The sequence below is a fragment of the Sphingobacterium cavernae genome, from assembly GCF_008520265.1.
GTDB lineage: Bacteria > Bacteroidota > Bacteroidia > Sphingobacteriales > Sphingobacteriaceae > Sphingobacterium > Sphingobacterium cavernae.
Map to the genome: position 1 here is coordinate 41,478 of NZ_VIQM01000020.1, position 20,839 is coordinate 62,316.

The 20,839-nt window shown below is 37.0% G+C and carries 22 protein-coding genes, 1 pseudogene and 1 riboswitch; of the genes and pseudogenes, 12 read left to right on the plus strand and 11 right to left on the minus strand.

All coding sequences use genetic code 11. The annotated features are described in order from the left end of the window. Positions 1-5: 5 nt before the first annotated feature. Genes FLS47_RS02550 through thiS form a run of 6 tightly spaced genes read right to left on the minus strand, consistent with a single transcriptional unit; the run spans position 6 to position 4,727 of the window. Entirely contained in the window at positions 6-779 is a 774-nt protein-coding gene (locus FLS47_RS02550; RefSeq protein ID WP_149912829.1) for a thiazole synthase, read from the minus strand. After that, positions 776-1,393, minus strand: coding sequence for a thiamine phosphate synthase (gene thiE / locus FLS47_RS02555; RefSeq protein WP_149912830.1), 618 nt, complete (start codon positions 1,391-1,393; stop codon positions 776-778). The genes FLS47_RS02550 and thiE overlap by 4 nt, the downstream gene beginning before the upstream one ends. Beyond that, a complete protein-coding gene (locus FLS47_RS02560; RefSeq protein ID WP_149912831.1) occupies positions 1,386-2,123 on the minus strand; it encodes a hydroxymethylpyrimidine/phosphomethylpyrimidine kinase in 738 nt (245 codons plus the stop codon). Before FLS47_RS02560 ends, thiE begins: the two co-directional genes overlap by 8 nt. Then, the gene (locus tag FLS47_RS02565; RefSeq protein WP_149912832.1) at positions 2,111-2,683 is read right to left on the minus strand and encodes a thiamine phosphate synthase; all 573 of its coding nucleotides are present in this window, start codon (positions 2,681-2,683) and stop codon (positions 2,111-2,113) included. The genes FLS47_RS02560 and FLS47_RS02565 overlap by 13 nt, the downstream gene beginning before the upstream one ends. Next, positions 2,680-4,494, minus strand: coding sequence for a phosphomethylpyrimidine synthase ThiC (thiC, locus tag FLS47_RS02570; protein WP_188347340.1), 1,815 nt, complete (start codon positions 4,492-4,494; stop codon positions 2,680-2,682). Before thiC ends, FLS47_RS02565 begins: the two co-directional genes overlap by 4 nt. A 26-nt stretch (positions 4,495-4,520) precedes the next feature. Further along, positions 4,521-4,727, minus strand: a complete 207-nt coding sequence (gene thiS / locus FLS47_RS02575; protein ID WP_149912833.1) for a sulfur carrier protein ThiS — start codon at positions 4,725-4,727, stop codon at positions 4,521-4,523. Between the two features lie 61 nt (positions 4,728-4,788). After that, positions 4,789-4,886, minus strand: a riboswitch (TPP riboswitch). An 84-nt stretch (positions 4,887-4,970) separates the two neighbouring features. On the opposite strand from thiS, the gene FLS47_RS02580 reads away from it, so the two are divergent. Then, the gene (locus FLS47_RS02580) at positions 4,971-5,861 is read left to right on the plus strand and encodes a sugar phosphate isomerase/epimerase family protein (RefSeq protein ID WP_149912834.1); all 891 of its coding nucleotides are present in this window, start codon (positions 4,971-4,973) and stop codon (positions 5,859-5,861) included. 39 nt (positions 5,862-5,900) lie between these two features. Here the strand turns inward: FLS47_RS02580 and FLS47_RS02585 are convergent, their stop codons facing one another. Then, a complete protein-coding gene (locus FLS47_RS02585; protein ID WP_149912835.1) occupies positions 5,901-7,178 on the minus strand; it encodes a Gfo/Idh/MocA family protein in 1,278 nt (425 codons plus the stop codon). A gap of 307 nt (positions 7,179-7,485) precedes the next feature. On the opposite strand from FLS47_RS02585, the gene purL reads away from it, so the two are divergent. The 5 genes from purL (at position 7,486) to FLS47_RS02610 (ending at position 13,429) form a co-directional block, all read left to right on the plus strand. Then, positions 7,486-11,178: a phosphoribosylformylglycinamidine synthase gene (gene purL / locus FLS47_RS02590; RefSeq protein ID WP_149912836.1), complete on the plus strand. Its 3,693-nt coding sequence runs from the start codon at positions 7,486-7,488 to the stop codon at positions 11,176-11,178. A 68-nt stretch (positions 11,179-11,246) separates the two neighbouring features. Next, positions 11,247-11,747 (plus strand): hypothetical protein, encoded by a 501-nt coding sequence (locus FLS47_RS02595; protein ID WP_149912837.1) that lies wholly within the window; start codon positions 11,247-11,249, stop codon positions 11,745-11,747. An 87-nt stretch (positions 11,748-11,834) separates the two neighbouring features. Beyond that, positions 11,835-12,134 carry an antibiotic biosynthesis monooxygenase family protein gene (locus tag FLS47_RS02600; RefSeq protein ID WP_149912838.1) on the plus strand — a complete coding sequence of 100 codons (300 nt, stop codon included), beginning with the start codon at positions 11,835-11,837 and terminating at the stop codon, positions 12,132-12,134. A gap of 176 nt (positions 12,135-12,310) precedes the next feature. After that, positions 12,311-12,817: an S-ribosylhomocysteine lyase gene (locus FLS47_RS02605; RefSeq protein WP_149912839.1), complete on the plus strand. Its 507-nt coding sequence runs from the start codon at positions 12,311-12,313 to the stop codon at positions 12,815-12,817. Continuing rightward, positions 12,818-13,429, plus strand: coding sequence for a 5'-methylthioadenosine/S-adenosylhomocysteine nucleosidase family protein (locus FLS47_RS02610; protein ID WP_149912840.1), 612 nt, complete (start codon positions 12,818-12,820; stop codon positions 13,427-13,429). It abuts the gene before it with no gap. Between the two features lie 59 nt (positions 13,430-13,488). On the opposite strand, the gene FLS47_RS02615 is transcribed toward FLS47_RS02610, so the two are convergent. Next, positions 13,489-14,175: a phosphoribosylaminoimidazolesuccinocarboxamide synthase gene (locus FLS47_RS02615; protein ID WP_149912841.1), complete on the minus strand. Its 687-nt coding sequence runs from the start codon at positions 14,173-14,175 to the stop codon at positions 13,489-13,491. 197 nt (positions 14,176-14,372) lie between these two features. Here FLS47_RS02615 and FLS47_RS02620 point away from each other — a divergent pair, with 197 nt between their 5' ends. From FLS47_RS02620 to FLS47_RS02630, 3 genes are all read left to right on the plus strand, one after another. Then, positions 14,373-14,660, plus strand: coding sequence for a hypothetical protein (locus FLS47_RS02620; protein WP_149912842.1), 288 nt, complete (start codon positions 14,373-14,375; stop codon positions 14,658-14,660). Positions 14,661-14,840: 180 nt separating this feature from the next. Then, the gene (locus FLS47_RS02625) at positions 14,841-15,380 is read left to right on the plus strand and encodes a DUF6252 family protein (protein ID WP_149912843.1); all 540 of its coding nucleotides are present in this window, start codon (positions 14,841-14,843) and stop codon (positions 15,378-15,380) included. Between the two features lie 176 nt (positions 15,381-15,556). Next, positions 15,557-15,739 carry a hypothetical protein gene (locus FLS47_RS02630; RefSeq protein WP_149912844.1) on the plus strand — a complete coding sequence of 61 codons (183 nt, stop codon included), beginning with the start codon at positions 15,557-15,559 and terminating at the stop codon, positions 15,737-15,739. A gap of 30 nt (positions 15,740-15,769) precedes the next feature. On the opposite strand, the gene FLS47_RS02635 is transcribed toward FLS47_RS02630, so the two are convergent. Then, the gene (locus FLS47_RS02635) at positions 15,770-17,743 is read right to left on the minus strand and encodes an AAA domain-containing protein (RefSeq protein WP_223225099.1); all 1,974 of its coding nucleotides are present in this window, start codon (positions 17,741-17,743) and stop codon (positions 15,770-15,772) included. Between the two features lie 43 nt (positions 17,744-17,786). Here FLS47_RS02635 and FLS47_RS02640 point away from each other — a divergent pair, with 43 nt between their 5' ends. Both FLS47_RS02640 and FLS47_RS02645 read left to right on the plus strand, forming a co-directional pair. Continuing rightward, positions 17,787-18,959, plus strand: coding sequence for a BaiN/RdsA family NAD(P)/FAD-dependent oxidoreductase (locus FLS47_RS02640; RefSeq protein ID WP_223225102.1), 1,173 nt, complete (start codon positions 17,787-17,789; stop codon positions 18,957-18,959). Between the two features lie 4 nt (positions 18,960-18,963). Further along, complete coding sequence (locus FLS47_RS02645) at positions 18,964-19,161, plus strand: hypothetical protein (protein ID WP_149912846.1); 198 nt, start codon at positions 18,964-18,966, stop codon at positions 19,159-19,161. Here FLS47_RS02645 and FLS47_RS02650 read toward each other — a convergent pair. Together FLS47_RS02650 and FLS47_RS18920 are read right to left on the minus strand one after the other, a co-directional pair. Further along, entirely contained in the window at positions 19,144-19,323 is a 180-nt protein-coding gene (locus FLS47_RS02650; RefSeq protein WP_149912847.1) for a hypothetical protein, read from the minus strand. The genes FLS47_RS02645 and FLS47_RS02650 overlap by 18 nt on opposite strands. A gap of 72 nt (positions 19,324-19,395) precedes the next feature. Next, positions 19,396-19,799: pseudogene (locus tag FLS47_RS18920) on the minus strand (GlcG/HbpS family heme-binding protein). Between the two features lie 116 nt (positions 19,800-19,915). Here FLS47_RS18920 and FLS47_RS02660 point away from each other — a divergent pair. Then, the gene (locus tag FLS47_RS02660) at positions 19,916-20,812 is read left to right on the plus strand and encodes a helix-turn-helix domain-containing protein (RefSeq protein ID WP_149912848.1); all 897 of its coding nucleotides are present in this window, start codon (positions 19,916-19,918) and stop codon (positions 20,810-20,812) included. The last annotated feature ends 27 nt before the right edge of the window (positions 20,813-20,839 follow it).

Below are 20,839 nucleotides of genomic sequence, written 5' to 3' on the forward strand. Positions count from 1 at the left end.
ATTTTTTAAAATAAAAAAGTATCCAACGGACTTGAAGCTTCTGCATACTGATACACTTGAGGCACACCGCACTCAAAAGCTCTTCTACCCGCAATTGTTGCTTCTTTAAAAGCCAAAGCCATTTCGACAGGATTACTTGCTACCGCAATTGCCGTATTCACTAGAACGGCATCTGCACCTAATTCCATCGCCTTAGCTGCATCTGAAGGCGCACCTAACCCCGCATCTACGACAACAGGAACTTGACTTTGCTCAATAATAATTTCTAAAAAATCTATTGTTCGCAATCCTTTATTACTACCGATGGGCGCAGCTAAAGGCATCACCGCCGCAGTACCAACTTCTTCCAAGCGTTTGCAAAGTACTGGATCCGCATGAATGTAAGGCAACACCACGAATCCACTTTTAACTAGTTTTTCTGCTGCTAGTAATGTTTCAATCGGGTCAGGCATCAGATAACGCGGATCAGGGTGAATTTCGAGTTTCACCCAATTTGTTTCCATCGCATCGCGTCCCATCTCAGCCAACATAATAGCTTCTTCAGCTGTCCTTGCTCCCGAGGTATTGGGTAACAAATCCACTTTCGTCTGTTGGAGATAATGAATAATATTTTCTTGGTTATTCTGCTTTAAATCAACCCTTCGTAATGCAACAGTAACCAAATTAGATCCTGAAATCTCGATCGCCTGTTGCATTTCTGTTAAATTTCCAAACTTTCCTGTTCCGAGAAATAACCTTGAATCAAATATTTTATTTGCTATTTTGAGTTCGTTTTTCATAATAAAGCTTCAATTTGGGACACCTCTAATGGATTTTCTGTAATATACTTCGACAACGCTACACCATAGACGCCAACATGTTGTAATGCCGCAATATCTTCTAAGGAGATACCGCCAATAGCGATGATGGGTGGAAAAGATTTCAATTTATGTAGATGATCTAAAATTTGTTGATATCCCGCTAAACCTAAAATCGGACTTAATTTTTCTTTGGTTGATGTAAATCTAAATGGCCCTAATCCGACATAATCACAACCTTCTTCCATTCTCAAATAAATATCTTCTAGCTTATTAGCTGTTCCTCCATAAATTTTTCCTTCACCTAATATTTGCTTTGCCTCTACTACTTTCATATCTGCTAGTCCCAGATGCACACCATCGGCATTGATAGATTTCGCAATATCCACGTGGTCATTGATTATGAGTTTAGCTTTATGTGACATGCACCAAACCTTTACCAGACGCGCTAGATCAAAAATTTCTTCTTTAGATGCATTTTTCCAGCGTAGCTGAACCCATTTCACGCCATTATTCAATGCTGTGATGATGTTGTTCGCTTGTTCATCCCAAGTGTTTCCCTGAGAGATATATTGTAGTTTGCTTATCTTATTCATAATGGTATCCTAATAATGTCTGATTAGAATTTAAAAACCTATTTATATAACTCTTCGCCAATTTGCACGATGATTCTAAGTCATTTCCTAAAGACATATAACCTGTTATCGCGCTAGCTAACACACATCCTGAACCATGCTTTTGTGGCAATTTTTCTTGACCTTGCTGTATTTTAATGATTTGATTTTTATTAAATAAAATATCTACACCAAGCCTTTCTTTGCTGTGTCCAGCCTTTTGAAGAATAGCCAATCCACCTACAGAATCAATTAAACCAAAAGAGATTAAAATGTTATATTCCAATATATTTGGAGTTACAAGACACAACTTAGGTAATACAGCTTTCAATTTCTCCAAATTGTCCATTTCAAACAAATTATAACCTGTAGTACTTCCTAAAACTGTATCCCAAATAATCTTACATTGCGGATTAATAGACAGCAATTGATCAACTATTTGACCAAGCATATCCGAGTTTTTCACCACCCCAATTTTTACATACTCGATGGGGTAAACTTGCATGAGCCTCTGAATAGCTTCAAGTATAATTTCAGTTTCAAACCAATCCAACGCCATAAATTCATTTTCGGTTTGTATTGTATTGCAGGTCAAAACAGCCAAACCAAAAACTTTTAACTGTTCTAAGGTCTTGATGTCGGCTAATACACCTGCTCCTGCGGAAGGATCAAAACCGCCTATACACAGCACATACGGTCTTACTTTTTGCATGACTTAAATGTTTCTAAAGGATTTTGGGATTGCCAAATAACACCCAATAATGCTACTCCATCAGCACCTTTCGCTAATACTTCTTGCATATTTTGAGGAGTTATTCCCCCTAATCCAATAAGTTTGGTGTTATAGTTTGTCCTAAATTTTAATTGTTCTGAAACAGAGCTCCCGACCCCATAACCAGCTTTTGATATACTTGGAAAAATAGGACTTAAAAAAGCGGAATCCCAAAATTTACCTAAAGTATTAAACTCGTGTATACCATGAACTGATGTAGAAAAGAATGAGTTATCTTTAGGTTTTGAGAATACTTCATTTCTTTGCTTTTGGCTATAATGGAAATGAGTCAAGCCAAAGTCAGTAGCTACATGAGGTCTGTCGTGCAAAACAAGTTTAGAATAATATGCGCTATCAATTTGTTTCAAATAGTCAATCACCGAACTATCATTCATATAAGGTTTACGAACATGGAAACGCTCTAACCCCGCTTCCAACAGTCTATTGACCCAAAGAGTCTCATTTGGCAAATTATGCTCTGGACTAATGACAACTATCATAAATAAATTTCCTTGCCGTTTGCTATAAACTCTTCTGATTTTTCCAACATTCCATCTTCCACAGAATCACGAATCTCTTGCGTGATTTTCATCGAACAGAATTTCGGGCCACACATCGAACAGAAATGTGCGACTTTAGCAGCATCAGCAGGCAAAGTTTCATCATGAAATTCGCGTGCTGTATCTGGATCTAATGACAAATTAAACTGATCTTCCCAACGAAATTCAAAACGAGCTTTGCTCAATGCGTTGTCGCGATATTGTGCTCCAGGATGGCCTTTAGCCAGATCCGCAGCATGCGCCGCTAACTTGTATGTAATTACGCCATCTTTGACATCTTTCTTGTTTGGTAATCCCAAATGCTCTTTTGGTGTCACATAACACAACATCGCGCAACCATACCAACCAATCATTGCCGCGCCAATTGCTGAAGTGATATGATCATACCCCGGTGCAATATCCGTGGTCAATGGCCCTAGAGTATAGAATGGAGCTTCTTCGCATTCTTGCAATTGCTTTTCCATATTCTCTTTGATCAAATGCATTGGAACATGCCCAGGCCCTTCGATCATAACTTGCACATCGTGCTTCCACGCGATTTTTGTCAACTCACCCAACGTTTCCAATTCTGCAAACTGAGCTGCATCATTTGCATCGGCAATAGCACCTGGGCGCAACCCATCTCCCAATGAAAAAGCAACATCGTATTGCTTCATAATTTCGCAGATATCTTCAAAGTGTGTGTAAAGGAAATTCTCTTTATGATGAAACAAACACCATTTTGCCATAATTGAACCACCACGTGATACAATTCCCGTTACACGATTTGCTGTCAAATGGATATAGCGTAACAAAACACCTGCATGTATGGTAAAATAGGAAACACCTTGCTCCGCTTGTTCGATCAAGGTGTCACGAAAAATTTCCCATGTCAAATCTTCGGCGACACCATTGACTTTTTCTAAAGCTTGGTAAATCGGCACTGTACCAATCGGCACAGGAGAATTACGAATAATCCATTCTCGGGTTTCGTGGATATTTTTACCAGTAGACAAATCCATTATGGTATCCGCCCCCCAACGGCAAGCCCAAACCGCTTTTTCCACTTCTTCTTCAATACTTGAAGTGACCGCGCTATTTCCAATATTGGCATTGATTTTCACCAAGAAATTACGCCCAATTATCATCGGTTCGCTCTCTGGGTGATTGATATTATTGGGTATAATTGCGCGTCCAGCAGCTATCTCAGCACGCACAAATTCAGGCGTAATTTTACCTTTAGGTGTATTAGCACCAAAACTTTCTCCTGCGTGTTGATGTGCCATTCCTTTAGTAGCGCTTTCGAGTTGACCTAGACGTTGATTTTCACGGATTGCGATATATTCCATTTCAGGAGTTATGATTCCCTGTTTTGCGTAATACAATTGTGTTACATTTTGTCCATCTTTAGCTTTTTTAGGCTTTTCCAAATGCTGAAAACGCAACTCATCAAGTTTCTTGTCTGCTAAACGTTCCTTTCCGTATTCAGAACTAAAATCTGGTAAGATTTCAACATCACCTCTATCCAAAATCCATTGTTCGCGAATGCGTGGAAGTCCCTTACGCACATCAATTTCTGCATTGATATCCGTATATGGACCCGATGTATCGTAAATAGTTATAGGAGGATTCATCTCCATCACACCATTTCTTAATTTTGTAGGACTCAATTGAATTTCGCGCATAGCGACTTTTATAGGATGGATATTGCCCGAAATAAATACCTTTCGGGAATTCGGAAAAGGAGTCGTTGTAATTTGATCTTGTCTCATAATTTTGTGTATTTGATATAAATGACTTAACCACCTTGCGTTGCTGTCAACAGAAGAATGTTGTCGTAGTTTTGAATTTTGGTTTCTGACCATTGGGATTTGGGAATCACACGCTGATTTAAAGCCACAGCGACGCCTTTGATTTGTCCTTTTGTTTTGAACAAAACCAATTCTTCTAAAGAACTAAGTTCTTGGTCGAAAAAATAAATTTGATGATTGATTGTAAGTTCCATTCCTGTTTTTGTTTTAAAATAAAACTTTAGGAATGGCTACGACATTGCGATTGCAAATACACGAAGACATCTCACTTTTCCCTACGCTAGTATGATCTAGATCAGGTTATGAGGGTAAGATCTCAGCCTACAAAATTGTAGACACCCCTAAAGTTGATACGAACTTAAGTATTAAAGTGTTACTTTCCAATAATATTTTTAATTTTAGTTTTTAAAATATTCATAAACCTATAATAAAATATCATGTTAAAAACCTTTATTGTTAGCATTTTGGTATTAATTCTTAATTCCAATAGCTTTGGACAGACCACTGAAAAGCTAAATTCAAAATTCGGAGGGGTACAAATTGGCGTGATTACTTACTCATACCGATCTATGCCACAAGATTTGGAGAGTTTGATCCAACAAATAAAAAATAGCGGAATTAGTGCGGTTGAATTAATGGGCGATCCTGTAGAAATTTATTTAGGTCGACCAAGCGATCCTGAGAGCATCAAAAAATGGCGATCGAGTATCTCGATGAATGAATTCAAGAAAGTAAAAAAGAAATTGAATTCAGAAGGCATAAAAATATATGCTTACAAACCCAATCTACTCAATAAAAATAGCACGGATGAAGAAGTAGATTTTGCAATGCGATCGGCAAAAGCTTTAGGTGCGAAATCTGTAACAACCGAACTCCGCGTAGGTGATGCAGAACACGCTGAACGATTGGGACGTATTGCCGCGAAGTACAAAATGTATGTAGGTTATCATAACCATTTGCAAGGAAATGATCTAGCGTGGGATATAGCTCTCGAGCAGAATAAATTCAATTCGTTAAATTTAGATTGTGGCCATTATATTGCTGCTGGCGGAAATAATACTACAGAATCTCTATTAGCCTTTATTGAAAATAACCACAAACGAATTTCAAGCCTACATCTTAAAGATCGCAAAAACAAAGAAAGCGGGGCAGCGAATTTGAAATGGGGCGAAGGTGACACACCAATAAAGAAGATATTGTTATTGTTGAAAAACAAAAAATACAACATCCCTGTGACGATAGAATTGGAATATAAAATACCAGCGGACTCTGATGCCGTGCAAGAAGTCAAAGTCTGTATGGAATTTGCAAAACAGATATTACAATAAACAAAGAAGTCAGTTGCTAGCAACTGACTTCTTTGTTTATTAAAAATTGGTATAATCCCAATTGCCTCGATAAGGACGCATACGCATATTATTAGCAAAGGCATTATCAAATATTTCGTGTTTAGGATCCCATTTAAGAGGCTTTTGTAATTCATAAGCTATATTTGCTGCATTACAAATAGAAGCCGTTCGGTGTCCCACTTCCACAGAAGCCACAGGCAAAGAACGATTTTTAATGGACTTCACCCAATCCGCATAGTGATCATCCGAGAAGTGTACACGCTTATCACTTGACTTAAACTTCAAATCTTTTAATTTCGGATTGTCGAAACGTAAAAATGATCTTGAAACTTCCACCTTACCTTCTGTTCCTATAAATTGTATGGCATTTGTTTCTCCCCAATTCTTGTGATAAACCGTTGGACCATTTGCATATTTGTAATATAAGCCCGACGAAGCACCAGGCAAAGTTGGTGGCACAAACTCAGTTGGTCCTGAATCGTCCATATCCAAAGCCCATTGAATAATATCGAACATATGCGCACCCCAATCAGAAATGTAACCTCCACCAAAATCTCTATACCAGCGCCAGCCAGCCCATTGAGGTGATCCCAATGGTGGAGCTAAATCTGGATGATACCCTCTGAACAGCGACGGCCCTACCCACATATCCCAATCTAAATATTCAGGCACTGGAAGCGTTGGCAAATCGCATTGTTTGACAGCTTCTCCCACATGCACATTAATTGTATGTATGTCGCCAATATATCCATTTCGAATTAGTTCTACTGCTTGTCTAAAATTGTATTGCGAACGCTGCATACTTCCTGTTTGTAGTACGCGTTTGTATTTATTTACAGCATTGCACATTGCGCGCCCCTCATCAATGGTCAACGCCAATGGCTTTTCGCAATAAACATCTTTGCCTTGCTTAGCTGCATCGATGACATGTAAGGCATGCCAGTGATCCGGCGAAGCCACTACCACAGCATCAATGTCTTTACGCTCTAACAACTCTCTATAATCCCTATATCCAGCAACTTCTTTATTGCTTTTTTTTGCGTTTACTCGATTCGCTTGTCCAATAAAATGAGCTAACTTCTGACTATCTACATCTGAAGCAGCCAATACCATTGTTTCAGGTAATTGTCCCAATCCATTTAGAAGAGTGCCAACCTGTTTTCCTACACCTATATAGCCTAAGTTTATGCGATCACTAGGTGCTAAAAAATTTGAGCCGCCTAACACATGTCGTGGAACAATAGAAATTCCAGCAAATGCAAGCGCAGTATTTTTAATAAAATCTTTTCTTTTCATGTTTCAAATTGGGTTAGATTTATTTAAATGAATTCAAGTAGGAAGTAAATCAGATAGTAGCATAATATAGTGTATCTAACTGCTGAATAATCGGTTAAATCCCAAATGATAGATGTCGTTCTATCAAATTTAAATGTTTTAGCGGAGCAATACAACAACAATAAGTAGATATTTAAAAAGATGTCTTTATAGCTGAAATGTTTAAAAACACCTATTTACCAACAAATCTACTTTCATGCAAATCATTGTAAAATAATGCGTATTTTTGTGTTTTAATTTGAAGAACGTTCAAAACTAACATACAATAATGATCCATTTCTTTGAGAACCCATCGAACATCGTTTATGCTGTTCAAAGTGTTAACTCTTTATCACAAGAAGACATTACAAAACTAAACTGGCTATTCGGCAACGCCAAAAAACTTGACGAACAAACCCTTAACAATTTCTATGTAGGTCCTAGAGCAGCGATGATTACGCCTTGGAGTACCAATGCGGTAGAAATCACGCAAAACATGGGTATTCAAGGTTTGATTCGCATTGAGGAGTTTCAGCCTGTAGCAGCAGATTTTTCTGATTTTGATCCAATGATCTCGCAGAAATATGCTGCCTTGACACAAGAAATGTATACCATCAATATCGAACCAGAACCTATTTTGGAAATCGACGATATTGACGCCTATAATAAAGCAGAAGGGTTAGCTTTAAACCCTGAAGAAGTAGAATACTTAAATAATTTAGCGATTAAATTAGGTCGTAAATTAACGGATTCTGAAGTATTCGCTTTCTCTCAAGCAAACTCGGAGCACTGTCGTCACAAAATCTTCAATGGTACATTTATCATTGATGGCGAAGAACAACCTACTTCTTTATTCAAATTAATTAAGAAAACATCTGAAACAAATCCTAACGAGATTATTTCAGCTTATAAAGATAACGTGGCTTTCGTGAAAGGTCCACGCGTAACGCAATTTGCCCCCAAATCTGCGGACAAGCCAGATTTCTACGAAGAGAAAGAATTTGACTCAGTTCTTTCTGTAAAAGCAGAAACACACAACTTCCCTACTACGGTAGAGCCATTCTCTGGTGCTGCTACTGGTTCGGGTGGTGAGATTCGTGACCGCCTAGCTGGTGGTCAAGGTGCATTGCCATTGGCTGGTACAGCGATTTATATGACGGCTTACTCGCGTTTGTTGCAAGACAGACCTTGGGAAGATGCTGTACAAGAGCGTGAATGGTTATACCAAACGCCAATGGATATCTTAATCAAAGCGTCAAACGGTGCTTCTGATTTTGGTAACAAATTCGGTCAACCATTAATCACAGGCTCTGTTTTAACATTCGAACACGAAGAAGAAGGTCGCAAATTAGGCTACGATAAAGTAATCATGCAAGCTGGTGGTGTGGGTTATGGTAAATTAGACCAAGCTAAAAAACATACTCCTCAAACAGGCGATAAAATCGTTATCCTAGGTGGTGAAAATTACCGTATCGGTATGGGAGGTGCTGCTGTATCATCTGCGGACACAGGTGCTTTCGGATCAGGCATCGAATTAAATGCGATTCAACGTTCTAACCCTGAAATGCAAAAACGTGCGGCAAACGCTATTCGTGGTTTAGTAGAATCAGATAACAACCCTATTGTTTCAATCCACGACCACGGTGCAGGTGGACACTTAAACTGTTTGTCTGAATTGGTTGAAGAAACTGGTGGTTTAATCGATTTAGACAAATTGCCTGTGGGTGATCCAACGCTTTCTGCAAAGGAAATTATTGGTAACGAATCACAAGAGCGTATGGGCTTAGTGATTGCCGAAAAAGATATCGAAACATTACAACGTGTGGCAGAACGTGAACGTGCGCCTATGTACACTGTAGGTGATGTAACAGGAGACCATAGATTTACTTTCCAATCGAAAACAACTGGTGAAAAACCAATGGATTATGCCTTAGAAGATTTCTTCGGTTCTTCTCCAAAAACGTATATGAAAGACAACACTGTCGTAAGAAATTACGCAGATTTAGAATATAATGTAGCTGATGTTCCTACTTACTTAAAAAACGTATTACAATTAGAAGCTGTTGCAGCTAAAGATTGGTTAACAAATAAAGTTGACCGTTGTGTAGGTGGTCGTGTAGCGAAACAACAATGTGCTGGTCCTTTGCAATTACCATTGAACAATGTGGGTGTAATGGCATTAGACTTCAAAGGTAAAGAAGGTATCGCTACGACTGTAGGTCATTCTCCAATAGCTGCTATCGTAGATCCTGCTGCGGGTAGCCGTACAGCGATTGCAGAATCTTTATCTAACTTAGTATTTGCGCCTATCAAAAATGGTTTAGCTGGTGTTTCTTTATCAGCGAACTGGATGTGGGCTTGTAACAATGAAGGTGAAGATGCGCGTTTGTACAAAGCGGTAAAAGCTTGTTCGGATTTTGCTATAGAATTAGGTATCAATATCCCAACGGGTAAAGATTCATTATCGATGAAACAAAAGTATCCGAATGGCGAAAATGTAATCGCTCCAGGTACTTTGATCATCTCTGCTGCGGGTAACTGTACGGATATTACTAAAGTAATAGAGCCGGTTTTATCTAAAAATGCAGGTTCGATCTATTATATCAATTTATCGAAAGATTGTTTCAAATTAGGAGGTTCTTCATTCGCTCAAATCTTGAATAAGATTGGTAAAGAAGTTCCTACGATTCAAGATTCAGCTTACTTCAAAACAGCATTCAACACAATTCAAGATTTAATTCAAGCTGGTCAAATCGAAGCAGGTCATGACGTTGGTTCTGGTGGTTTAGTGACTACTTTATTGGAAATGACTTTTGCGGATGTGAAATTGGCGGCTAACTATGATTTATCTGGTTTAGGTGAAGCGGATACGGTAAAAGTATTATTCAACGAAAACATTGCAGTAGTATTACAAGCAAAAGATGATGCAGCTTTCGAAGCAACATTAACAAAAGCTGGTATCGAAGCAGTGAAAATCGGTCAAGCGATTGAAGGTGCTGACGTTACAATCAAAAATAACTCAGATACGTTCACATTCAACGTAACTGAAACGCGTGACACTTGGTACAAAACATCCTACTTATTGGATCAAAAACAATCTAAGAATGGTATGGCTGAGGAGCGTTACAACAACTATAAAAATCAACCATTAGCGTTTACATTCCCTGCTCAATTTGACGGTAGACTTCGACAAGCTCAGTCTGACAATGTCACTTTGAGCCCTGTCGAAAAGCCTAAAGCAGCTATCATTCGCGAGAAAGGTTCGAACTCTGAGCGTGAAATGGCGAATGCGATGTTCTTAGCAGGATTTGATGTGAAAGATGTACACATGACGGATTTAATTTCAGGTCGTGAGACATTGGAAGATATTCAATTCGTAGGTGCAGTGGGTGGTTTCTCTAATTCGGATGTATTGGGTTCGGCTAAAGGTTGGGCTGGTGCTTTCAAATACAACGAGAAAGCAAAAATCGCTTTAGAAAAATTCTTCGCTCGTCCTGATACGATGTCTGTAGGTATCTGTAACGGTTGTCAATTGTGGATGGAATTGGATTTAATCAATCCAGACCATGAGATTCACGGTAAAATGACACACAATACATCGGGTAAACACGAATCTAACTTCGTATCAGTGAAAGTGCAAGACAACAATTCGATCATGTTAAAAACATTAGCTGGTTCGACTTTGGGAGTTTGGATTTCACACGGCGAAGGTAAATTCAAATTACCTTACGCAGAAGAGAAATATAACATCGTCGCGAAATATGCGTACGAACAATATCCACACAATCCAAACGGTTCGGACTTCAACACAGCGATGATGTGTGATGCTACAGGGCGTCACTTGGTGACAATGCCACATATCGAGCGTTCGATCTTCCAATGGAACTGGGCGAATTACCCAGCAGGTCGTAAAGACGAAGTAACACCTTGGTTAGAAGCATTTGTAAATGCTAAAGAGTGGTGTGTGAGTAATAAAAAATAAGTTGGACAAATTGTAATATTTGGAATCCTCCTGCACTGCAAAGCGTAGGAGGATTTTTTTTGATATATTTGATTCAGCCACCATTAAAAATTATAAACGTCGATTCTAATACACCTGAAGGAATCGTTCATTTTAAAGAATGGTTTACTAAGACGTTTCCAATTGGAACAATACTCTATTTTAATTTTTATAGAAAAAAAAATTTAACTGAAGACAAGATTTTATCTGATATTGAAAAAAGGCGAAGTAGAATCTTTAATGCCAAAAACTACAGAAAAATCCATGATATAAGGGAAGATGTATCTGTAAGCCTCTTTAAATTAGAAGTAGATATTAACGCTGCAAGTCTTATGATTGATTTTTGGCGATATTTTTATGCTGTCAGCTTTTTTGAGCCTATTAATGCTTTATCCTTTGATGAATTTGAAGAATATGAATTATCTAATCCAATATTTGATAATGAATATGGTAAAAAATGGCTTTGGCACAAATTGGCCGAAAGGGTCTATATAAAAAACATAGGTGGTCAAGAAGTGCTTATTTCTTCCTATGCATTTATTACCGAATAAATCAATTTGATAACTTATTATGTTTATGTTTTTTTATATTTGGTTTTAAACTATCTTTAAAATTCAACATATAAATCAATAAAAACTATGGTATTAGAAGTAGTAAAACTAACAGTTAAAGAAGGACAACAAGAAAACTTTGAACGTGATTATAAAATTGCTGCACAATATATTTCTGCGAGTAAAGGCTATATCAAACATTCCCTACACAAAAGTCTAGAAGTAAGTAATGAATACATTCAATTCGTGGAATGGGAAAATTTAGAAGACCATACTGTAACATTTTTCCAATCAGAATTGTTCCAAGAGTGGGCAAAATTATTGCATGATTACTACGACCCAATGCCTACTGTAGAGCATTACGATACAGCTAATATTCTTGGTTAAGCAGCAATATCACAGATAAATCACAGATAAATCACCGTTATTCTGTAAAAAATTAATTTGTTATCTTTGTAGAGGTCTTCCTATAAGGCAAGACAATGTAAATTTTAATGTAAATTTTAATGTAAAATACGTTATCAATCAACCTAATCATTGATTATAACATTATCCAAAAGAAGATGTATACAAAAGAAAAAGCTGTAGTAAATAGTTTTATTGTAGATCACACTATATTAAAACAAGGTATATACGCCAAAGCGTCCAAAACAAATGAATCAGCTATAAACGCTTATACAACATACGACATTCGTATGATTCGTCCGAATTCTCCTGAAAGAATGCTTTCTCCAGAAGTAATGCATACATTGGAGCATTGTTTTGCAACAGAAATTCGTACAATTCTAGGTGACGAAGTTATTTATGTAGGTCCTATGGGATGTTGCACAGGCTTTTATGTGGTATTAACAGGTACTAGTAGAACGCCTCAGGATATCCAAACGTTGATGAAAGAAGTTTTGGGAATTATTTTGGAGGAAGGATACGAAGTTCCTTTCCAAAATCCAATTAGCTGTGGAAACTACACTTTTATGGACTTCGAAAATACGTTAAAAGCTTGTCAGAACTATTTAAACTTGATTAATGCGGGAGAGTTAGAATTCGAATATCCTTATATCAAAGAAGCATAAATGACCCTTAATAAGAATATTAAAACTGTCATTTTAGTAGCTAATAAAAACGAACTGGATTTCGATATAATAGATGATTCGATTGCTATTTATGAAATTGGTGTTGGAAAAGTTAATTCAGTAATTTCTTTGTCTAAATTGTATCTAATAATGAAAGAATTGGAGATTAATCCAATTTTAATAAATGTAGGTACAGTGGGTTCGGTCAAATATCCTATTGAGCACGTATTATATCCAACCTATTTTGCGCAGGGAGATGCTTATACAGAAGGATTTTTCTTAGAAAACACGAAGTTCTTAGTTGGCAATGGTATAATTAAATCTGTAGAATTAGAAGAATTCGATTATAACAAAGCATTATTAACTTCCGATCGATTTATTAATACGACTACAGCGTTTTACCAAGATATAAAAGATTTAAACGCAGAAGCTTTCGATATGGAAGCCTATGCTTTGGCAGACTTTTGTTACCAACATCAGTTGCCTCTTTACATGATAAAGATTGTATCGGACAATTGTGATGGCACAGTCAAAGATTGGGAAAATATTCTAAGTAAGATTTCTAGGAAATTGGGACAAATCGTTTCAGATTATTTAGAAAACATAAACTAATATACAGTAAGAGCTTCTAAAATCTAGAAGCTCTTACTGTTTTTAATGATTTTAACTTTCTAAACTCCCAAAAAGTCTTTTTCTAGAGCTAGTGGTTCAATGTAAGTACCATTTTTGTAAACACGCATATTGCCACCAGAGATTTCATCAATTAAGATAATTTCATTTGTTACAGCATCACGACCAAATTCTAATTTGATATCGTATAATTCTAATTCTTTAGCAGCTAATTCTGATTTGATAATATCACAAATTTGTTGTGTCAAACCTTTTAAAGTTTGATATTCTTCTTGTGTTAAAATTCCCAACATTTCCAAAGCATCTGCTGAAATAGTAGGATCTCCTCTTTCATCATCTTTGATTGTCACCTCTACAAAACGATCAAGAGGTTGCCCCGATTCGCAATAAGCCCCATATCTTCTAAAGAAACTTCCTACAGCCTTGTAGCGACAAATAACTTCCAAGCCCTTGCCAAATACATTTGCACGCTTTACTACCATCTCAACGGCGTCGATATCAGCAGATACAAAATGTGTAGGAATTCCTAATGAATTTAGTTTCTCATAGAAATATTTCGTCATTTTCAAGCCAGACTTACCCGCACCTTCGATGGTCAATCCAACTGTATTAGCACCTGGATCAAATACACCATTCTCACCTGTTACATCATCTTTGAATTTTAACAACACTTGGTCATTATCCAAGCTATACACATCTTTAGTTTTTCCTTTGTAGACTAATTGCATTATCTAAATGTTTTGTTAGCGATTGAACGCTTGATTCTTAATACCTAAACTACAAATATAAATTACTCTATTGTATATCCTATCCTCTAAGCCACTAAATGTTAAATATTTTCTAAAGTTTTTGAAATTAATAATTTATAACTTACTTTGTGCATCAAAGTACTTTTATTTAAACATAAACACAAAACATTATGCATATGATCTTGAACAAAAGAAGAACTATAATACTTTCGGTAATCGGATTTATATTATTATTGCCATTAATTGGAATGCAATTTTCGCACGAGGTAAACTGGACAATATCTGATTTTATAATTGCGGGTATACTCCTTGCAATAGTTGGCTTAAGTATAGAATTGGTGTTTAAATTAACTTCAACAAAAATGCAAAAATTACTATTTTTGGCTATTGTACTAATTCTTGGTTTACTTATATGGGCTGAGATGGCTGTAGGAATATTTGGCTCTCCAATAGCTGGTAGTTAGATTTTTAAATTCACAAAAACTTAATCCTTCTATTTTAAATGTCTGGGAGGATTTTTTGTTTTTTAGTAAAAATACGACAAACTGCGTATTTAACCATAAAGAAACTTATCTCAAATTTGTATAGCAATTATTAATTGATTTAAACCAAAGGTATTTATAAAAAATCAAAAACTAACAAATATGAGAACAACATTACAATTTATGACCTATGCTTTAGTAGCTATTTTTTTCGCTTTTAAAGCTTGTAAAAAAGATGATGCAGAAGGCGGAAATTCAAGCGCAGGTGAAGGCGTTGTCAAAGCCAAAGTAGATGGCAATTGGGTTACAACGGAATCAATAACTGGTGCAGCTAACTTGGTAACACGTGTAGGAACATTAACACTTCAAGGGAATTCCGCAGGAACAAACAGCAAAGCTTTTGTCTTTGTGATTAATGGTTTTGAAGGCAAAGGGGTATATCCTATTGGCGGCTCAAACAGTATCGCAGTTTCTGGGAGCTATACCGAAACGACTGTAAACCTAAGCAACCCGATGAATTCGCAAGTAAAAATTTGGCAAGCACCGTATACAGTAGGTAACGAAGTGGGCAAAGTTACTGTAGCTGAGGTGACAGATACACACGTAAAAGGTACATTCGAGTTCAAAGCAAAAAATAATTCAGACAATACTATAAAACAAATTTCTGAGGGATCATTCAATTTAAAATTGAAAAAATCTTAGTCTAAATTTATTGAAAAGTTTCCCACAAATGTCTAATCACTATAGGATTAGACATTTGTATTTTGGCGAAAATAGTGAAATAGAGTCATTTATAGTAATTAATATCCACGAATCATATTCCGAAATAAACTATTTTCCGAAACAAATGTTCTTTCCATATTCCATTACATTAGACTATGAAAAAGAATAATACAGAGCACAGCAAAAATTCATCAGAAAAAGATCCCTATAAGAAAGAAAACTTTGCGAAGAATAAAGAAGAAAACACCAAGGTAGAAAGCGATACAAGCAAACGTCCTGAAAACGACAAAAGCCCTCTTCCCCCCAATCCAAACAAGGTTGATAATCATGAAGACTAACAAGTGAATAGTTAAGATTGTCGCGTAATGTTATTCAGCCCACTCCCACACGCTGTGGTACTGATCCAATGACGTCACATAATCCAGCATGCCCTTGTAGAAATCATGTTGCCCCACTGTACCACTATCTCCTATGAGAATCAGTTTCTTTTTTGCTCGCGTCATTGCAACATTCATTCGTCGAATATCCGACAAGAAACCGATTTGTTGGTTCGAATTGCTTCTTGTTAAACTGATGTAAATAATATCCTTCTCTTGCCCTTGAAAACTATCAATCGTATGGATTTGTAAAAAAGAATGAAAAGATTGAAGATAGTCATCGGCATAGATTAGTTCCTTCAAAATATGTGACTGTTTTCGATACGGTGCTATAATGCCAATTTTAGGAAAGTCTTCCGCATTGTATTCTTTAGAAAGTGTAGCAATGTATTCCTTCAAATGCCGTAAAAGAAATAATGCTTCATCTTTATTTGAAATCGCATTTTCTTCTATTAATTCCTCATGCCCTGCCCCAGCCGTATCGATAAAAACAAATGGCTTAGTATCATGACGCAAAGTCCAATTCTCCACTGTCGGAGCAGCCCTCAATTTTCCTTCGTATAACACAAGTGAAGGATAATGCATGATTTGAGCATTCATCCTGTACTGTACATCCAATAATGAAACAGCAGAAGGAAAACGTGTCACAAGTTTTTCGAATAAGGTATTATACAATCCCTCATGCGACTTTGTGGAAGACTTTACAGTTGGAGGAAGTTGACAATGGTCACCCGCCATGATAAGTCGATTGGCTTTCAAAATCGGAATCCAACATGCAGCTTCGAGAGATTGAGCAGCCTCATCGATTATTACAGTTTCGTACTGTCCAGCTCGGATATTTGGATGATTTGAACCTACCAATGTAGCTGTTATGACTTCAACATTATCCAATACATCATCAATTATGTAATCTTGTATTTTATCAATTTCTCTGCGAATTTTACGCGCCTCATCAAAAAGAGCTTTGCGTTGTTCGCGCTCTGATCTACCAAAACTGCGTTTGTACTTATGCGCCATATCGGTATAAGCACGTGATTGCTTCTCTAGATTTTTGCGTTCTTTATTCGCAGCATGGCTATCCATTTTAGCGTCAAGTGTAAGATTTTGCAAATGTTCGGAAACACGAACTGGATTACCCATGCGCAGCACGTTAATTCCTTTTTCAACTAATCTCTCACTTAACAAATCAACTGCCGTATTACTAGGAGCTACGACCAAAATTTGCTTTCTTTCGGCTTTCAATAAAGCTTGAATGCCCGCAATCAACGTCGTGGTCTTTCCTGTCCCCGGAGGGCCATGCAGGAGTACCAAAGGCTTCTGACTCAACAGCTGATTGATTGCCGCATTTTGACTTTCATTCAAATCATGGTTACTATAAAAATGATCCGTAATGGTGGTATCAAAATCATCCTTTCCCTGTACCAATAGCGGTACGAGATTGGAATTTTTAGCATCCATCAATTGCTGTTTTGCCTCCTTTAGCGCATCAAACATCTCACGGTATGAATGCTCATCAAACAATAGATCCACACCCAACTTACCGCTACGCGTCCAATCGGGTAATTCATCCACCCGAACAGATATGCGCATCGTATCTCTACTCACATAATTGATAATGCCCTCGAGGCGATCTTCCGAAGGATCATGATTGGAGAATAAAGCTACAGGCATCCCAAAACGGAATTTATGCCCCTCTTCTAAAAAATTAGTTCTTTGGATGGTAATCGTAAGGTAGTCACCTCTACCTATTTCACTACCTGATAAAACAATTGGAAACCAACTTACACCTTGTACTCTGCGTTTTTGCAAAGAACTGCGCAACAACAAATTTTCATGTAATGTAAAATCAACCTGTTTTTCTGTTTCCAAAAGAGCAATCTGCTCATCAAAATAGTTCATGATGCAAAGAAACGGAGTTTTAGTGGAATAAACGAGATAACGTTTATCAAGCATAAGAATATTCATTATTTCAGTTTATCACAATTCTAAAATTGTATTTTTGTCTGCAATGCAAAAAGCTCCTATTATAATTATTGGCGCAGGTCCTGCTGGATTAATGGCTGCTCAGCGACTTGCTGAAGCAGGAAAAGAAGTGCATATTTATGAGCAAAATAAAGCTGCCGCACGTAAATTCCTAGTTGCAGGGCATGGAGGATTTAACTTAACTCACTGCGAACCAATAGCCGAGTTTGTATTCAAGTATGATAAACATGAATTGCAACCTGTCATAACATCCTTCGATAATGAACAAACAGTAGTATGGTTGAGAGAATTAGGCATTGAAACCTATGTCGGTAGTTCAGGCAAAATTTTTCCAATAAAGTCAATAAAACCAATTCAAGTGCTGCAAGTTTGGTTGGACAGATTGCAACAGTTAGGCGTGCAAATGCATTACGCGCATAAGTTTTTGGATTTTGATGATAGCAAAGTTATTTTAGATAATAATGGAACTCTCGTGGAGAAAGCGTTTTCAACACTAATTCTTGCATTGGGTGGTGGCTCATGGTCGAAAACAGGCTCTGATGCCAAATGGATTCCCATCTTAGCTAAAAAAGGAATAGAAATAAATCCATTAGCTGCAGCAAACTCGGGATATAATACCTCAGCAGACTATGCAGAACTTGAAGGACAAGTACTTAAAAATATAGAAGTTCGATTTGGAGATATACGCAAAAAAGGAGAAATCGTATTTACAAATTACGGAATCGAAGGAAGTCCTATTTATTACATGAATAGATTTACACGCCCTCACTCCTTTCCACTGACCATTCATATTGATTTTAAACCGAATTATTCGGAAGAATCAATTACACAATTATTCAAAACTTCACCTAAGACGAGTGAAGTTTTGAAGAACAAACTCAAATTCAATAAGGTAATTCTAATTTTACTCAAAAGGTTAAATAAAGAAACCTATACCAATCCAAATCTTTTGGCGAATGCAATCAAAGCATATCCCATTCAAGTAGAAAGTTATAGACCGATAGACGAAGTGATCTCTACTGCAGGAGGTGTGCACTTTGATGAATTAAATCAAGCATTAGCCCTTGCGAAATACCCGAATGTATACTGTATTGGTGAGATGTTGGATTGGGAAGCGCCTACAGGGGGCTACCTGTTGCAAGCTTGCTTTAGCATGGGGAATTATTGTGCAGAACAAATTCTTAAATTAAAAACTTAAAATCATGTATCCGTATCACAACAAAATAAAACAGCGTATTCAGAATGGTGAGTTGGTGAATTATGAATATGTAGACAAGTACAAACAAATTCAACCGGCATTGCTTCTCTATTTTAGAACCGAACCCTATGTACGTCCGATTCGGGAACATAGGTTTGAGGAGTACGAAAAGTTATTTGTTGAGTTAGGCTTGAAGGATTAAAATACTTTGCTGCACCAATTCATTGGTCATCAAATCCGCACATATAGCTACAAAATTATCCGTAAAAAACATAGCTATATCTTCTTCCGTCAATTGAGTTATGCAAGATATACCTTCTATTGAAAGTAAAAATCCTATAAAATATAATCTGAGCAATTTCATATGTGTGCTGTTTGTTTATAAGACGTAATCAGCACACATAAGGTTGCATAGTAGTGTGAAAAAATATTTTAATTATAGAATTGCTTCGGCACCTGCAGCAGCGACAGCATGATCATCTTCTACTGTGCTTCCACTCACACCGATAGCACCGATTATTTCCCCAGCAGCATTTTTGATTACTACGCCTCCTGGAAACGTAATCAATCCGCCATTTGAATGTTCAATATTATAAAGAGAACCACCTGGTTGCGATAAGGAACCAATCACGCCAGTATCCATATTGAAATAACGTGCTGTTCTTGCTTTTTTTGCGAAATATCTATTGAACCTAGCCATGCATCATCCATTTTGTTAAAAGCCACTAAATTCGTTCCGCTATCTACGATAGCAATATTCATTTTTACACCCAAAGATTCTGATTTTTTAATTGCTGCATCAATGATTTGACGCGCTTGTGCTAGTGTTATATTACTCATAATATGATTTGTTTATATTTGATTATATTGTAAATTAAAGTACAGAAATTGTGACGCTCTGTAGTATAACTACAGCGTCAATTTCTATAACAATAGTGACACACTAACCTATTGAAATGAAACATTACATTGATTTATTATCCATACTCACGCCAAAACATTTAAGACAGGGTTTTGAAAACCGAATGCAATTCCTGTGTGGTGATTTTGAAATCAATATTTTCGAGACATTCCAATCTTCAACAAAGGTGCAAATACAATACGATGGGCTCTCCATTTCATCTATGATACCTGGACACAAGATTGTCAATTCGGCGCAGCTGGAAGACTTCACCTTTGAAGCGGGCACGACATTGATCTTGCCAGAAGGCCAGACCATATTTGCTGACTTTCCTGAAGCAGACATGCACAATCCTGTCCAATGTGCTACGATATTAATACCGAGCGAAAAACTAAACCAGCAACTCGAGTCACTCAAGCTATTATACCCCGACAAGGAATGGAATTTGAACTACACACATTTTCATTTTAATAACAACTCAGATTTGGCGAGAGCCTTCAATGAATTGTTACAACTTACCAAAGTACCCAAACAAAATCATACGTTAAATGATTTGCTATTGAAATCCTTTTTGGTACGCATTATCAATGCGCAGTACGAATATATTGACGAAATGAATTTTCTACAAGTCAATGACCAGCTCTACAAAGTCAAACAATACATTAAAGAAAATCTTTCAGAGCCTATTGCTATGGATGCATTGACAGAAGTAGGAAATTGTAGTAAGCGCACATTATTTCGGTTTTTCGAGACCTATTGCAGACGTACACCTGGGGAGTTTATTTTACACGAACGAATGGCTTTAGCCCGCAATCTTTTGTTGCATCCAGATTATAATATTTCATCCGTAGCATTTACATCAGGATTTACCTCGCTCAGTTATTTTACGAAACAGTTTAGAATACATAATAACTGCACGCCGAGAGAATTTATAAAGAAATTCAGAGCATAAGAACCAGCACTGAATTTCTTTTAACAG